The sequence below is a fragment of the Corynebacterium sp. AOP40-4SA-5 genome (assembly GCF_052377355.1).
Lineage (GTDB): Bacteria > Actinomycetota > Actinomycetes > Mycobacteriales > Mycobacteriaceae > Corynebacterium.
On record NZ_JBQSWS010000009.1, the window covers coordinates 33075 to 47807 of the forward strand.

A 14733-nucleotide genomic window follows, 5' to 3' on the forward strand; every position below is an offset into this window, starting at 1 on the left:
GCGATGAGTGTCCAACTGACCTGGAGTCGTACGTAGTCGACCTCGTGGAGTGAAGATCCACGGGCCACCGGCCTGCGACTCCGACATAACGAAGGAGAGCAGTGCCCGGAAAGCTACGTGTCCATGAGCTGGCTAAGCAGCTCGGAACGACAAGCAAGGAACTTCTCGCCACGCTCAAGGAGCAGGGTGAGTTCGTGAAGTCGGCGTCCTCGACGGTGGAACCGCCGGTCGTCAAGAAGATGAAGAACCACTACGGCGCGTCCGCCGAGTCCAAGCAGGACGGCGCCGACGGCGCAGCCCTGCCGGACCTGAGCGGTCAGCCGACCGCCCAGGCGTCCGGCGACGCCGCAGCGGCGAAGCCGGGGCCCGCAACCTCGGCGAAGCCCGGTGCCGCAAAGCCCGGCGCCAAGCCGGGCCCCGCGACCTCGGCGAAGCCCGGTGCCGCCAAGCCCGGTGCGAAGCCTGCCGCGAAGCCCACCCCTGCCCAGGCACGTCCGGCCACCCCGGCCGACGAGGCTCCTGCGCAGGACACGTCTGCAGCCACCACCCCGGCCGCGAAGCCTGCCGCGAAGCCGGCGGCAGAGCGTCCGAAGCCGGGTGCGGCGAAGCCCGCCCCCAAGCCCGCCGCGAAGTCCGCCGAGGCGACCCCCGCCTCCGCGCAGGACGCCGCGTCGTCCAAGCCGGGCCCGCGCCCGGGGCCGAAGCCGGGCGGTGCCCGTCCGGGTGCCAAGCCGGGCCCGAAGCCCGGTGGACGCGCCCCGCGCGTGGCCAACAACCCCTTCTCCTCCGGCACGGAGCGTCCCGCACCGCGCCCGCAGGCAGGTCAGGGTGGCCAGGGCGGTCAGGGCTCCAAGTCCGACATGCCTCGTCCCGGTGGTTCCACCGGTCGTCCGGCACCGCGTCCGGGCGGTAGCGGCGCAGCGAAGCCGGGTGGGCGTCGTCCCAGTCCCGCCTCGATGCCCAGCCACCCGAGCCCCGGGCAGATGCCGGCGAAGGCCAGCACCGGTGGCGGCGGCGGTCGTGGCCGTGGCGGCCAGGGCGGCACCGGATCCGGTGGACCCGGTGGTCCCCGCGGTGCACGCGGCGGACGTCGTGGCGGTACCGCAGGTGCCTTCGGCCGTCCCGGTGGCGCACCGCGTCGCGGACGTAAGTCGAAGCGGCAGAAGCGTAACGAGTACGAGGCGATGCAGGCCCCGAGCGTGGTCGGTGGCGTCAAGCTGCCGAACGGCAAGGGCGCGAAGATTCGCCTGCGCCGTGGCGCGTCGCTGTCCGACTTCGCCGAGAAGATCAACGCCGATCCGGCCGCACTGGTCCAGGCAATGTTCAACCTCGGCGAGATGGTCACCGCGACCGCCTCTGTCCCGGACGACACGCTGAAGCTGCTCGGTGACGAGATGGCGTACTCCGTGGAGGTCGTCTCCCCGGAGGACGAGGACCGTGAGCTGCTGAAGTCCTTCGACCTGCAGTTCGGTGAGGACGTCGGTGGTCGTGAGGACCTCCAGCACCGTCCCCCGGTGGTCACCGTCATGGGTCACGTCGACCACGGTAAGACCCGCCTGCTCGACACGGTGCGCAAGACCAACGTCGGTGGCGGCGAGGCCGGCGGCATCACCCAGCACATCGGTGCCTACCAGGTGCCGGTCGAGGTCAACGGTGACGAGCGTCTGCTCACGCTGCTGGACACCCCCGGTCACGAGGCGTTCACCGCCATGCGTGCCCGTGGTGCCAAGGCGACGGACATCGCGATCCTCGTGGTCGCCGCGGACGACGGCGTGATGCCGCAGACGGTCGAGGCGATCAACCACGCCAAGGCCGCCGACGTCCCGGTCGTGGTCGCGGTGAACAAGATCGACAAGGAGGGCGCGTCCCCGGAGAAGATCCGTGGCCAGCTCACCGAGTACGGTCTGGTCCCCGAGGAGTACGGCGGCGACACCATGTTCGTCGACATCTCGGCCAAGCAGGGCACGAACATCGAGGACCTCCTCGAGGCCGTCGTCCTGACCGCCGACGCCTCGCTCGAGCTCGTCGCCAACCCGGACATGCCCGCCCAGGGTGTCGCCATCGAGGCGCACCTGGACCGCGGTCGTGGCCCGGTCGCCAACGTCATCATCCAGCGCGGTACGCTGCGCGTCGGTGACTCCATCGTCGTCGGTGACGCCCACGGTCGTGTGCGCCGCATGGTCGACGAGCACGGCGACGACGTCAAGGCCGCAGGCCCGTCGATGCCGGTGCAGGTCCTGGGCCTCACCAGCGTCTCCGGTGCAGGCGACAACCTGCTCGCCGTGGACGACGACCGGACCGCCCGGCAGATCGCCGACCAGCGCAACGCCCGTCGCCGCAACGCGATGCAGGCCCGGTCCCGCAAGCGGATCAGCCTGGAGGACCTGGACAAGGTGCTCAAGGAGACCAGCCAGCTCAACCTCATCCTCAAGGGCGACAACGCCGGTACGGTCGAGGCGCTGGAGGACTCCCTGCTGCAGATCGAGGTCGACGACGAGGTCAGCCTGAACATCATCGACCGCGGTGTGGGTGCTGTCACCCAGACCAACGTCGACCTGGCTGCCGCGTCCGACGCGATCATCATCGGCTTCAACGTCCGTGCGGAGGGCAAGGCCACCGAGGTCGCCAACTCCGAGGGCGTGGAGATCCGGTACTACTCGGTCATCTACGACGCCATCGACGAGGTGGAGCAGGCTCTCAAGGGCATGCTCAAGCCGGTCTACGAGGAGCGCGAGGTCGGTACCGCCGAGATCCGTCAGCTGTTCAAGGCCTCCGCCGTCGGTCTCATCGCCGGTTCGATGGTCCAGACGGGCAAGATGCGCCGCAACGCGCAGATCCGCCTGATCCGCGACGGCAACGTGGTGACCGAGAAGGCCACCATCGAGTCCCTGCGCCGCGAGAAGGACGACGTCACCGAGGTCAGCCACGGTTACGAGTGCGGTATGGTCCTGTCCTACCCGGACATCCAGGTCGGCGACACGATCCAGGCCTACGAGCTGGTCGAGGTCCCGCGCGAGGACGTCAAGAAGGACAAGAAGGACGGCAAGTAGAGTCAGCCGCAGCCTTCGGGCCTGCCGGGAGCCCTGATCCCCGGTGCACCACCGGCCCCGTCCCGTCGAGGTGACTCACCCATGAGTCCCCCGCGGGGCGGGGTCTGGTCGTGTCTGCCGTGCCACCGACTAGAATCAACCCGTAAGAAGTCCACCGGACCCACAGCGTCCAGGAAGAAGGGGAGCCCCAGATGGCTGACCACGCCCGCGCCGCCCGTATGGCGAAGCGCATCATGACCATCGTCGCCTCGGCGATCGAGCGCGACGTGAAGGACCCGCGGCTGGAGTTCGTCACCGTGACGGACTGCCGGGTCACCGGCGACCTGCACGACGCCACGGTGTTCTACACCGTGCGCGGACGAACCGTCGACGAGGAGCCGGACACCGCCGCGGCCGCCGAGGCGCTGCACCGCGCCCGCGGCCAGCTGCGCAAGATCGTCGGCGACCAGCTGTCGGTGCGCTTCACCCCCACGCTGCGCTTCGAACTCGACACCGTGCCGGAGGCCTCGGCGCACCTGGAGGAGCTGCTCGCGAAGGCCCGCGACATCGACTCGCGTGTGCGCGCGCAGGCCGAAGGCGCCACCCCGGCCGGCGAGGCGGACCCCTACAAGTCGGCCGACGAGCCGGAGGAGTGAGCACCACCCCACCCGGCTCGGCCAACGACGTGAGGGCGGACACCCGGACCATCCTCGGTCTGGCGTGGCCCGCCCTCGCGGTGTTGGCGGCCACCCCGCTGTACCTGTTGTGGGACACCGCCGTCGTCGGACGCCTCGGCGCGTCCGAACTCGCCGCCCTGGCGGCCGGCGCGACGGTGCTCGCGCAGGTCACCGTCCAGCTGACGTTCCTGTCCTACGGGACGACGGCGCGGGCGGCGCGGAGGCACGGTGCCGGGGACACCCCCGGCGCCGTGTCCGAGGGGATCCAGGCGTCCTGGGTGGCGGTGGCCGTCGGCGCGGTGCTGGCGGTGCTGGTGGCGGTCTTCGCCACCCCGGTGACCGCGGCGCTGACCGGTGGCGGTGAGGGGTCTCCCGTCGCCGCCGAGGCGGCGCGCTGGTTGCGCGTGACCTCGCTGTCGGTGATCCCGGCGCTGCTGACCATGGCCGGCAACGGTTGGCTGCGCGGGGTGGCGAACACCCGCGCCCCGTTGTACTTCACCCTGGCCGGCGTGCTGCCGATGGTCGTCACGGTGCCGTGGGCGGTCGCCCGTTTCGGTCTGGTCGGCTCGGCGTACGCCAACGTGCTCGGCGAGGTGATCACGGCGTCCTGCTTCGTGGTGTGCCTGGTGCGCACCTGGCGCCGCGAGGGCGACGGGCGGCCGGTCACCCCGAGCTGGGCGGTGATCCGTCCGCAGCTGTCGATGGGACGCGACCTGATCCTGCGCTCGATGAGTTTCCAGGTAGCGTTCCTGTCCGCCGCGGCAGTGGCCGGACGGATGGGGGAGTCGTCCCTGGCGGCCCACCAGGTGATGCTGCAGCTGTGGAATTTCCTGACGCTGGTGCTGGACTCGGTGGCGGTGGCCGCGCAGGCCCTCGTCGGTGCCGCGCTGGGCTCGGCCTCGGTGCGGACCGCCTGGCGGGTGGGCAACCAGGTGCTGCGGTTCTCCGTGGGTGCCGGTCTGGTGCTCGCCGGGCTGCTGGCGGCCGGGGCGCACGTCATCCCCCGGTTGTTCACCACGGACGACACGGTGCTCTCCACGATGTGGGGGCCGTGGTGGATCCTGGTGGCGATGGTCGCTCTCGGCGGAGTCGTCTTCGCCATCGACGGTGTGCTGCTGGGCGCGGGGGACGTAGCGTTCCTGCGGACCGCGTCGATAGTTTCGGTACTGGTGGGTTTCCTGCCCGGCGTGTGGTTGTCCTTCGCCTTCGACCTCGGGTTGACCGGTGTGTGGTGCGGGCTGCTGGCCTTCATCGTGATCCGGTTGGCCGCGGTGGTGTGGCGTTACCGCAGCGGGCGGTGGACCCGGACACCTGGAGTGACGTAAGAGACTGAAGTGACTAGAGTGGTCAGGGTGATTGGCGTGGAGGACGAGACGGACGGCAACCCCGACGGCAAACCCGGAGCGAACCCGGGCGGGCGCACGCGCACGCTCTGGGCCGTCTCGGACCTGCACGTGGCCGCCCGCGGCAACCGTGAACTGGTCGACGAGACCGTGCGCCCGCGTCATCCCGGCGACTGGTTGATCGTCGCCGGCGACGTCGCCGAACGCACCTCCACGATCCTGGACGTGCTGCGCGAACTCTCCGAACGCTTCGCCCAGGTCATCTGGGTGCCCGGTAACCACGAGCTGTTCTCCCGCGCCGCCGACGAGGTCCACGCCGAGGAGAAGTACGAGGAGCTCGTGAAGGGCTGCCAGGCGATGGGCGTGCTCACCCCGGAGGACCCCTACCCGCGCTTCGCCGGGCGCACGGTGGTGCCCATGTTCACCCTCTACGACCACTCCTGGCGCGACCCGCTGGTCAGCGTGGAGTCCGCGCTGTCGTCCGCCGAGGGCAACGGGGTGGTGTTCACCGACCAGGTCGCCATCGCACCCTATGTGGACGTTCCGCTCTGGTGCCAGCGTCGGCTGGGTTACACTGTGCGGCGACTGTCGAAGGTCTCGGGGCCGACGGTGCTGGTCAACCACTGGCCGCTGGTGCGTGAGGTGACCTCGCGTCTGCGGCTGCCGGAGGTGGCGTTGTGGTCGGGAAGCCGGCACACGCAGGACTGGCCGGTACGTTTCGGTGCCGAGACCGTCGTCTACGGGCACCTGCACATCCCGGTCGTGACCGAGGTGGACGGTGTCCGTCATGTCGAGGTGTCGCTGGGCTACCCCCGGGAGCGCGAGCGGACCCTCGAACAGCGCCGCGAACGGGACCTCTGGCCGTACCCGGTGCTGACCGACAACACCGGAGAGGAAGCGGGATGATCATCGCAGCCCCCTACGTCGCCGTGGGCCTCGGCGACTCCGACCGCGCCCCGGTGGTGCCCCGGGACATCGTCCCGCCGGACGCCGGCCTGGTGGAGTACCACCCCGGCGACCTCATCGACCTGGCCCACTACGAGGAACTGGACGACGACGAGCGCCGCATCGTCGGCGCCGCGGTGGACTCGCGCAGGTCCGAGTTCGGCGACGGCCGCTGGTGCGCCCACCGCGCACTGCGCGGACTCGGCGTGGACGGCCCGATCCTGCGCGGCGACAAGGGGATGCCGCTGTTCCCGGACCACGTCACCGGCACGATCTCGCACACCCGCGGGCTGCGCGTGGCACTCGTGGCGCGCACCGACCGGTGGCGCAGCCTCGGGCTGGACGTCGAGGTCGCCCAACGCCTGCCGGACGGCGTGTTGTCCGCGGTGAGTTCCGCGCGCGAACGCCGCTCACTGCAGCGCGCCGCGCAGCGCGCCCCGGGACGCTCGCTGGGCACCGTGCTGTTCAGCGCCAAGGAGGCGGTGTACAAGGCATGGTTCCCCGTGGTGGGACGCTTCCTGGACTTCGACGAGGTCGAGCTGCAGCTCGACGTCGCCGACACCTTCGCCGCCGCCTCGTCCGCCGCCTCGTCCCCTGAGGTCGGCGGCCGCTGGCACGCCCGGGTGCTCTCGCAGCCCACCCCGCTGCCCTCCCTGAGCGGTCACTGGGTGATCCGCGACGGCTACGTGGTCACCGTCTGCGCGATCCCCAACTGACCGGGGTCTTCCAACTGACCGGTACGGATCAGTAGTAGCCGCCCTGGCGGAAGTCCCAGGAGTTGAACTGGTCGGCGAGGATCAGCACGATCTCGTCGTTGTAGATGCCCTTGCGGATCAGGGTGGGGCAGGGGGTCACGCCGCGCTCACCGTTCTGCTCGGGGACCAGGGTGCCGTCGTCGTCGACCATGGAGACCATCACACCCTGCTCGTAGCGGGTGTCGATGCTCTTGTCCGGCTGGATCGAGGCCACGTAGTCGTTGCCCTCGATGATCAGGTCGGCCTCGCCGGCGATCTCGTCGCCGATGCCCTCGATCAGGCCACGGTTGCCCTGGCCGGACGGGTTGGCGGAGGAGGCGAAGACCAGGCGGCGGTCCTTCTCCCACAGCTCACGGGCGATGTTCTCGCCGGGGGTGCCGAACTTCAGGACGAAGCAGCTGGTGTTGCGGGTGTCCGAGGCCAGCTCGCCGGCGCCCTCGGGCATGTACTTGTCCTGCGCACCGTCCTTCCACGGCAGGATGCAGCCCATGAGGATGTCGCGCTCGGCGCAGGTCCGGTAGAAGTTCTCGATCTCCGGGGTCAGCTGGGCGAGCTCCTTGAGCTGCTCCAGTGAACCGCACAGCACCACGCCGGGCTTGTTGCGCTTACGGTGCTTGACAGCGAACTTGCGCTCCAGGCCCTCGCGGTCGCTGGTGGCGATGATGTAGCCGACCTTGGTCGGGGTGACCACGATGTGGCCCGGCGTGCGGAGCAGGTCGACGGCCTCCTGCTGCAGTCCGCCGTTCCACTGGATCTGGCGGGAGTTCTCGTTCTCTGCCATGGCTTCCTCTCTGACGTCCAACTGTTTGGCTGTATCTTCACCGCACCCCCGTCCGTCTCACTGGTCGGGAGAGTCAGTCTCACACTCTGGCATTGTAGAGTACCGGCGTGAGACGCGCTGAATCGGGGGCCGAATGGTGTCGCGCTCAGTCCATGCCCGCCGGACGCGCTACGAACACGCTGGCCGCGCGCCGTCCCTTCTCCTCCAGCAGCGCGATCGCCCGGCCGTCCGGCGTGACCGCGGCGTAGACACCCTTGGTGCCCTCCGGCTCCAGCCACTTGCCCAGCGACAACGCCACACCCTCGTCGTCGCTGACCTCGCGTACGGGGAAGCAGGTCGACATCGCCGCGTCGAGCCCCAGGGACAGCTCGGGGGCGGCGTCGGTGGTGTCGCGCACCTGCAGCAGGGCGTCCAGCGTCCGGGCGTCCCGGATGTCGAACGGGCCCACGCTGGTGCGGCGCAGCGCGCTGAGGTGCCCGCCCACGCCCAGCGCCTCGCCCACGTCGCGGGCGATGGAGCGGATGTAGGTGCCCGAGGAGCAGTGCACGGAGACGTCCACCTCGCAAGCACCGTCGGGTGCGCCGAGGCGCACGTCGGTGACGTCGAGGGAGTGCACGGTGACCGGACGCTCCGGCAGCACCACGTCCACGCCTTCGCGCACCAGCTCGTGGGCGCGACGCCCGTTGACCTTGATCGAACTGACACTGCTGGGGCGTTGCATGATCTCACCGGACTGCGCGGCGAAGGCCTCGCGCACACGCTGCTCGGTCAGCGACGCCAGGGCGTCCGGCGCGGCGGTGGTCAGCACGTCACCCTCCACGTCGTCGGTCACCGTCGAGGCGCCGAGGCGCACCGTGGCCTCGTAACGCTTGTCGTGGGTGACCACGTGGGCGAGGAACTTCGTACCGCGTTCCACCCCGATGACCAGCACACCGGTGGCCATCGGGTCCAGTGTCCCGGAGTGGCCCACCCGCCGGGTGCCGAATACTCGGCGACAGCGGGCGACCACGTCATGGCTGGTCATTCCGGCGGGTTTGTCCACGACGACGAGGCCGGAGCGGGCGATGAGCCCCACGGCCGATTCACTTCCAGGCATGGAGCACAGTCTATGTGGTGGGCCACGATGTCGTAGTGTTGTGCCCGTGGATATCTGGAATGGACTGGACGAGGTTCCCTCGGACCTCCAGGGAAGCGTCGTGACGATCGGTGTCTTCGACGGGGTGCACCGCGGGCACCAGAAACTCATCGGCACCGCCGTGGACAAGGCTCGCGAGCTCGACGTCCCCGCGCTGATGATGACCTTCGACCCGCACCCCACGGTGATCTTTCTGCCGAAGAGCGTGCCGCCGCTGCTGGCCACCGTGGAACAGCGCGCCGTCAGTGCCGCCCGCTACGGCATCGACGGCATGGTCGTGGTCGCCTTCGACGACGAGATCATCTCCTGGAGCCCCGAGGAGTACTTCCGCAACGTCATCGTGGACCGCTTCAAGGCTCGCGCCGTGGTGGTGGGGGAGAACTTCACCTTCGGCAGCCAGGCGTCCGGCACCGCCGAGACGATGAAGGAGCTCGGGGAACGCTACGGCGTGGAGGTCGTCGTGCACGGGCTGCTGCGCGACGGTGACGAGGACGGTGACGAGGACGGGGGAGACGACGGCCACACCGTGTGCTCGTCCTGGATCCGCGAACGTCTCGCGGCCGGCGACGTCGCCTCCGCCGCCGGCGCGATCGGCCGCAACTTCACCGTGCGCGGCGTGGTCACCCGCGGCGCAGGACGCGGCGGGGCCGCGTTGGGGTTCCCGACCGCCAACCTCTACTTCCCGGACAGCCAGGCGCTGCCCTCCGACGGCGTCTACGCCGGCGACCTGCGCATCCTGCCGACGCAGAAGGATCCCGCCGGCGCGCTCGTCGGCGACATGCCCGTCGACGTGCACCTGCCCGCGGCGATCTCCGTGGGCACCAACCCCACCTTCGGCGACGAGACCCGCAGCGTGGAGGCCTTCGTCCTGGACCGCGACGCCGACCTGTACGGACGCAAGGTCACCGTCAGCTTCATCGAGCACATCCGTGGCCAGGAGACCTACGACGGGCTGGACGAACTGGTCACCGCCATCGGCAACGACGTTGCCGCCACCCGACGATTGGTCCCGGCCGAGCGCGGATGATAGTGTCGGTCGGTCTGTGACTGTGGTTCGCGGTAGTCACAACGGCGTGTCGAACGTCTACTTTTTGCGCGGACTGAAACAACAATCAGGAGAATCACCATGGCTCTGACCAAGGACCAGAAGGCTGACACCCTCAAGGAGTTCGGTCTCCACGAGACCGACACCGGCTCCCCCGAGGCGCAGGTCGCGCTGATGACCGTGCGTATTCGTCAGCTCACTGAGCACCTCAAGTTCCACAAGCACGACCACCACTCCCGCCGCGGCCTGCTGCTGCTGGTCGGTCGTCGCAAGCGACTGCTGAAGTACCTGCAGGAGAACAACGTCGAGCGTTACCGTTCCCTGATCGAGCGCCTGGGCCTGCGTCGCTAGTCGACCTCTCCCAGTGACCCCGCGGATTCATTCCGCGGGGTTTTTCGCGTGTGGTGACGGGGGCGGCCGGCGCAATCCCTGCATTTCGGTTCCCTCGCTGCCACGGTCGGTGCAGATGTGCAGACTTTACGCAGGACCATCCCCCGGGGGCAGGGGAGTGCCGTAGTGTTCGTGTGCAGAACGACACGGTACCGGGGAGGGTGACCATGGGTGGGGTGGGGAAGGATCATGCGGTGTGGAGCACCGCGCAACTGTCGGCGCGGGGACTCACACGCCACGGGATTGCGACGAAGGTGGCGAACGGGGAGTTGATCCGGCTCGCCCGCGGGTACTACGCGGCCGGGGACGTCTCCGAGATGCAGGTGCTGCAGGCCCTCGCCGCCGGGCACGACGGCCTGGTGCTCCGCGGGACCACGGCCGGCGCGATCTATGGGGGGTGCGAGAAGATGAGCTGGCCGGCGCAGGCCTACCTTCCGCGGGGCGGGGCCCGCAGCGGAGGAGCGCTGTTGGACGTCCGGACCCGCGCGCGTCCCCGGACGCGGCGCGTCGAGGGGCTCGACGTGATCACGCCGGTGCAGACCGCGGCCGAGCTGATGCAGGACGTCCCGGCGCAAGGTCTCTGCGAGATGCTCGCGCGTGCGTACCCGGGGGGTGAAGGGAAACGACGTCCTGGCGTCCGACATCGCTGCGCTGTCGCGCAGCCGCCGGGGCGCGGTGGCAGGGCTGCTCGACGGGGTCGTCACCGGCACCGCCAGCAACCTGGAGGCGCGGGCGGTCACTGCGATCAGGGAGGGACTCGCGGCTGCGGGGATCGACGGTGTCAGCGTGCTGGTCAACCACAAGATCCGCGGCTACCGGTTCGACATCGTGATCCCGGAGGCCAGGGTGCTCGTCGAGATCGACAGCTTCGCCTTCCACGGTGCCGGTGGGGCGAAGGCGGGTGAACGCACCTTCGTCGTCGACCGGTGGAAGGGGAACATGGCGACGAGGTGGGGGTGGGCGCTGTTGCGCTACACCGACCGGTGTATCGGCGGTGCGCTTGCGCATGTGGTGGACGAGGTCGTCGACACCGTGCGCTACCGGATGCTCCACACCCGCACTCGTCGTCTGCGCACGCAAGGCGAGGGCCGGCGCACCGACCAGGAGGTGTGGCGGTGGCACCCCTGGCTCACCGCGCCGTGGTGACCGGCCCGGCGAACGAGCCGGAGCAGCGAATCATGCCTGACGTGGTGTAAGGTGATCTGCGGCAATTGTCCAGGATTTCCGAATCACGAAAGACCGCTCCCACCGTCGGCACCGATGATCGACACCGGGAACATCAAAGACGTAGAAGGCAGACACACCAACGTGACTTCCCAGAACGAGAACGACACCCAGGCCAAGAAGGCCCCGGCGAAGAAGGCACCGGCCAAGAAGACGGCCGCGAAGAAGGCACCGGCCAAGAAGGCCCCCGCCAAGAAGACCCCCGCGAAGGCCACCGCGGGCACCACCGCCACCTCGAAGGCGCCGGCCAAGAAGGCCCCCGCAATGAAGGCTCCGGAGAAGAAGGCCACCAAGCCCGCCCCGACGCACACCGCGGAGCTCATCGACCCGGACTCCGGCGTCTGGGAGTCCACCGCCACCATCGACAACGGTGACTTCGGTACCCGCACGGTCTCCTTCGAGACCGGGCTGCTGGCCCGTCAGGCCGACGGTGCGGTCACCGCATACCTCGACGACGACACCATGATGCTGTCGACCACCACCGCCTCGAAGAAGCCGAAGGAGAACCTCGACTTCTTCCCGCTGACGGTGGACGTCGAGGAGCGCATGTACGCCGCCGGACGCATCCCCGGCAGCTTCTTCCGCCGCGAGGGTCGCCCCGGCTCCGAGGCCGTGCTGGCCTGCCGCCTGATCGACCGCCCGCTGCGTCCGACCTTCGCCAAGGGCATCCGCAACGAGGTCCAGGTCGTGGTGACCGTCATGTCGCTGGACCCCGACGACATGTACGACGTCGTCGCCATCAACGCCGCCTCCGCCTCCACGCAGCTCTCCGGCCTGCCGGTCTCCGGCCCGGTCGGTGGCGTGCGCATGGCTCTCGTCGTCGACGAGGACCACGCCGAGGGCCAGTGGGTCGCCTTCCCGAACCGTCAGCAGCAGGAGAAGGCCGTCTTCGAGCTCGTCGTCGCCGGACGCGTCGTCGAGCCGGTCCGTACGGGCCGCAGCCGCCGCAAGCCCACCCCGGGCGAGAACGTCGCCATCATGATGGTCGAGGCCGGCGCGACCGACAACGTCGTCGAGCGCGTCGCCGAGGGTGCCCCGGCACCGACCGAGGCCATCGTCGCCCAGGGTATCGACGCCGCGCGTCCGTTCATCGCGGAGCTGTGCGGTGCACAGGCCGCACTGGCCGACGCCGTCGACACCCAGGCCCGCAACTTCGAGCTCTTCCCGCCCTTCGGCGAGGACGTCTTCGCCGCCGTGGAGTCCGAGTCCGCCACCAAGCTGGCCGGCATCATGGCCATCGCCGACAAGGCCGAGCGCGACGAGCAGCTCTCCGCCGACATGGCGGAGGTCGTCGACGCCCTCGAGCCGCAGTTCGAGGGACGCTCCTCCGAGATCCGCAACGCCCACAACGAGGTCACCCGTCAGCTGGTGCGCAGCCGCATCCTGACCGACGGTTTCCGCATCGACGGCCGCGACGCGACCGCCATCCGCGACCTCGGCGTGATGATCGACCTCGTCCCGCGCGCACACGGCTCCGCCCTGTTCGAGCGTGGCGAGACCCAGATCCTGGGTGTCACCACCCTGGACATGCTGAAGATGGAGCAGACCATCGACAGCCTCAGCCCGGTGGACTCCAAGCGCTACATCCACCACTACAACTTCCCGCCGTACTCCACCGGTGAGACCGGACGCGTCGGTTCGCCGAAGCGCCGCGAGATCGGCCACGGCGCGCTCGCCGAGCGTGCCCTGCTGCCGGTGATCCCGTCCCGCGAGGAGTTCCCCTACGCCATCCGCCAGGTCTCCGAGGCGCTGAGCTCCAACGGCTCGACCTCGATGGGCTCGGTCTGCGCCTCGACGCTGTCGCTGTACAACGCCGGCGTGCCGCTGAAGGCCCCGGTGGCGGGTATCGCCATGGGCCTGGTCACCGGTGAGGTCGACGGCAAGGACACCCACGTGACCCTGACCGACATCCTCGGAGCCGAGGACGCCTTCGGCGACATGGACTTCAAGGTCGCCGGCACCGCCGACTACGTCACCGCCCTGCAGCTCGACACGAAGGTCGACGGCATCCCCACCGACGTCCTCGTCGCCGCGCTGTCGCAGGCACGTGGTGCGCGCCTGGAGATCCTGTCCACCATGGGCGAGGCCATCGCCGGCCCGGAGGAGATGAGCGAGTTCGCCCCGCGCATCACCACCGTGAGCATCCCGCAGAACAAGATCGGTGAGCTGATCGGGCCGAAGGGCAAGACGATCAACCAGATCACCGAGGAGACCGGCGCCAACATCTCCATCGAGGACGACGGCACCGTGTTCATCTCCGCCGCCGACGGCAAGGCCGCCGAGGCAGCGCTGGACAAGGTCAACTCCATCGCCAACCCGCAGCTGCCGAAGGTCGGCGACCGCTACCTGGGCACCGTGGTGAAGACCACCGCCTTCGGCGCGTTCGTCTCCCTGCTGCCGGGCCGCGACGGCCTCGTCCACATCTCCAACCTCGGCGGTGACCGCCGGGTGGAGAAGGTCGAGGACGAGGTCTCCGTGGGCCAGTCCCTCGAGGTCGAGATCGCCGACATCGACAACCGGGGCAAGATCTCCCTGGTCCTCGTCGACGCCGAATAAGGCACCCCGGCACACCCCGGCACACCACTGCCAGCCACACACCGAACAACCCAGGAGGATATGCACATGACGAAGGTCGGAGTTCTCGGAGCACACGGACGGGTCGGCACCGCCGTCGTCGCCGCCGTGGAGAAGACCGAGGGGCTGGAGCTCTCCGCGGCCCTGGACCACGGTGACGACCTCGAGGCCCTGGTCACCAGCGGCACCGAGATCGTCGTCGACTTCACGGTCCCCGACGCCGTCATGGGCAACCTGGAGTTCTGTGTGGGCCACGGCATCCACGCCGTGGTCGGCACCACCGGCTGGACCCCGGAGCGTTATGACACGCTGCGCGGCTGGCTGGCGGACAACCCGTCCACCGGTGTGCTCGTGGCACCGAACTTCGCCATCTCGGCGGTGCTGACGATGAAGCTGGCGGAGATCGCCGCGCCGTACTTCGACTCCGCCGAGGTCATCGAACTGCACCACCCGAACAAGAAGGACGCCCCGTCCGGCACGGCGGTGCACACCGCCGAGGGCATCGCCCGCGCCCGGCAGGCCGCCGGTCTCGGCGCGCAGCCGGACGCCACGGACCAGGAGCTCGACGGTGCCCGTGGCGCCGACGTCGACGGCGTGCCGGTGCACGCGGTGCGTATGACGGGCATGGTCGCCCACGAACAGGTGATCCTGGGTGCGGCCGGTCAGACCCTGACCATCAAGCAGGACTCCTACGACCGTGAGTCCTTCGTCCCGGGCGTGCTGCTGGGCCTGGACAAGGTGCCGTCCACCCCTGGGCTGACCATCGGGCTGGAGAAGTTCCTCGGCCTCGACACCCTCGGCGTCCCGGCCGAGTAGCGGGCGGGGAGCAGAGGAC

At 69.6% G+C, this 14733-nt stretch carries 12 protein-coding genes; 10 read left to right on the top strand and 2 right to left on the bottom strand.

Annotation, left to right across the window (positions count from 1 at the left end; translation table 11 throughout):
- The first annotated feature begins 101 nt into the window (after positions 1 to 101).
- From infB to ACT3S3_RS07275, 5 genes are all read left to right on the top strand, one after another.
- Complete coding sequence (infB, locus tag ACT3S3_RS07255) at positions 102 to 3050, top strand: translation initiation factor IF-2 (RefSeq protein WP_444626529.1); 2949 nt, start codon at positions 102 to 104, stop codon at positions 3048 to 3050.
- A 191-nt stretch (positions 3051 to 3241) separates the two neighbouring features.
- Positions 3242 to 3685 (top strand): 30S ribosome-binding factor RbfA, encoded by a 444-nt coding sequence (rbfA, locus tag ACT3S3_RS07260; protein ID WP_301443632.1) that lies wholly within the window; start codon positions 3242 to 3244, stop codon positions 3683 to 3685.
- Positions 3682 to 5031 (top strand): MATE family efflux transporter, encoded by a 1350-nt coding sequence (locus ACT3S3_RS07265; RefSeq protein ID WP_444626531.1) that lies wholly within the window; start codon positions 3682 to 3684, stop codon positions 5029 to 5031. Before rbfA ends, ACT3S3_RS07265 begins: the two co-directional genes overlap by 4 nt.
- A 36-nt stretch (positions 5032 to 5067) precedes the next feature.
- The gene (locus tag ACT3S3_RS07270; RefSeq protein ID WP_301443634.1) at positions 5068 to 5955 is read left to right on the top strand and encodes a metallophosphoesterase family protein; all 888 of its coding nucleotides are present in this window, start codon (positions 5068 to 5070) and stop codon (positions 5953 to 5955) included.
- Positions 5952 to 6710: a 4'-phosphopantetheinyl transferase family protein gene (locus ACT3S3_RS07275; protein WP_444626533.1), complete on the top strand. Its 759-nt coding sequence runs from the start codon at positions 5952 to 5954 to the stop codon at positions 6708 to 6710. The genes ACT3S3_RS07270 and ACT3S3_RS07275 overlap by 4 nt, the downstream gene beginning before the upstream one ends.
- Positions 6711 to 6738: 28 nt before the next feature.
- Here the strand turns inward: ACT3S3_RS07275 and ACT3S3_RS07280 are convergent, their stop codons facing one another.
- Positions 6739 to 7530: an L-threonylcarbamoyladenylate synthase gene (locus ACT3S3_RS07280; protein WP_301444024.1), complete on the bottom strand. Its 792-nt coding sequence runs from the start codon at positions 7528 to 7530 to the stop codon at positions 6739 to 6741.
- Positions 7531 to 7675: 145 nt separating this feature from the next.
- A complete protein-coding gene (gene truB / locus ACT3S3_RS07285) occupies positions 7676 to 8626 on the bottom strand; it encodes a tRNA pseudouridine(55) synthase TruB (RefSeq protein ID WP_444626535.1) in 951 nt (316 codons plus the stop codon).
- 46 nt (positions 8627 to 8672) lie between these two features.
- On the opposite strand from truB, the gene ACT3S3_RS07290 reads away from it, so the two are divergent.
- The 5 genes from ACT3S3_RS07290 to dapB all read left to right on the top strand — a co-directional run bounded on the left by ACT3S3_RS07290 (position 8673) and on the right by dapB (position 14714).
- The gene (locus tag ACT3S3_RS07290) at positions 8673 to 9692 is read left to right on the top strand and encodes a bifunctional riboflavin kinase/FAD synthetase (protein ID WP_301444026.1); all 1020 of its coding nucleotides are present in this window, start codon (positions 8673 to 8675) and stop codon (positions 9690 to 9692) included.
- 99 nt (positions 9693 to 9791) lie between these two features.
- The gene (gene rpsO / locus ACT3S3_RS07295) at positions 9792 to 10061 is read left to right on the top strand and encodes a 30S ribosomal protein S15 (protein ID WP_441578739.1); all 270 of its coding nucleotides are present in this window, start codon (positions 9792 to 9794) and stop codon (positions 10059 to 10061) included.
- Positions 10062 to 10697: 636 nt separating this feature from the next.
- Positions 10698 to 11246, top strand: a complete 549-nt coding sequence (locus ACT3S3_RS07300; protein WP_444626537.1) for a hypothetical protein — start codon at positions 10698 to 10700, stop codon at positions 11244 to 11246.
- A 342-nt stretch (positions 11247 to 11588) separates the two neighbouring features.
- Entirely contained in the window at positions 11589 to 13880 is a 2292-nt protein-coding gene (locus ACT3S3_RS07305; RefSeq protein ID WP_444626561.1) for a polyribonucleotide nucleotidyltransferase, read from the top strand.
- A 66-nt stretch (positions 13881 to 13946) separates the two neighbouring features.
- Positions 13947 to 14714, top strand: a complete 768-nt coding sequence (dapB, locus tag ACT3S3_RS07310) for a 4-hydroxy-tetrahydrodipicolinate reductase (protein WP_441582087.1) — start codon at positions 13947 to 13949, stop codon at positions 14712 to 14714.
- Positions 14715 to 14733 lie beyond the last annotated feature (19 nt).

Bases quoted from the DNA above. Each gene is read 5' to 3' on its own strand.
- rbfA (WP_301443632.1), top strand. From the start codon at position 3,242: ATGGCTGACCACGCCCGCGCCGCCCGTATGGCGAAGCGCATCATGACC.
- ACT3S3_RS07275 (WP_444626533.1), top strand. From the start codon at position 5,952: ATGATCATCGCAGCCCCCTACGTCGCCGTGGGCCTCGGCGACTCCGAC.
- ACT3S3_RS07280 (WP_301444024.1), bottom strand. From the start codon at position 7,530: ATGGCAGAGAACGAGAACTCCCGCCAGATCCAGTGGAACGGCGGACTG.
- truB (WP_444626535.1), bottom strand. From the start codon at position 8,626: ATGCCTGGAAGTGAATCGGCCGTGGGGCTCATCGCCCGCTCCGGCCTC.
- rpsO (WP_441578739.1), top strand. From the start codon at position 9,792: ATGGCTCTGACCAAGGACCAGAAGGCTGACACCCTCAAGGAGTTCGGT.
- ACT3S3_RS07305 (WP_444626561.1), top strand. From the start codon at position 11,589: ATGAAGGCTCCGGAGAAGAAGGCCACCAAGCCCGCCCCGACGCACACC.
- dapB (WP_441582087.1), top strand. From the start codon at position 13,947: ATGACGAAGGTCGGAGTTCTCGGAGCACACGGACGGGTCGGCACCGCC.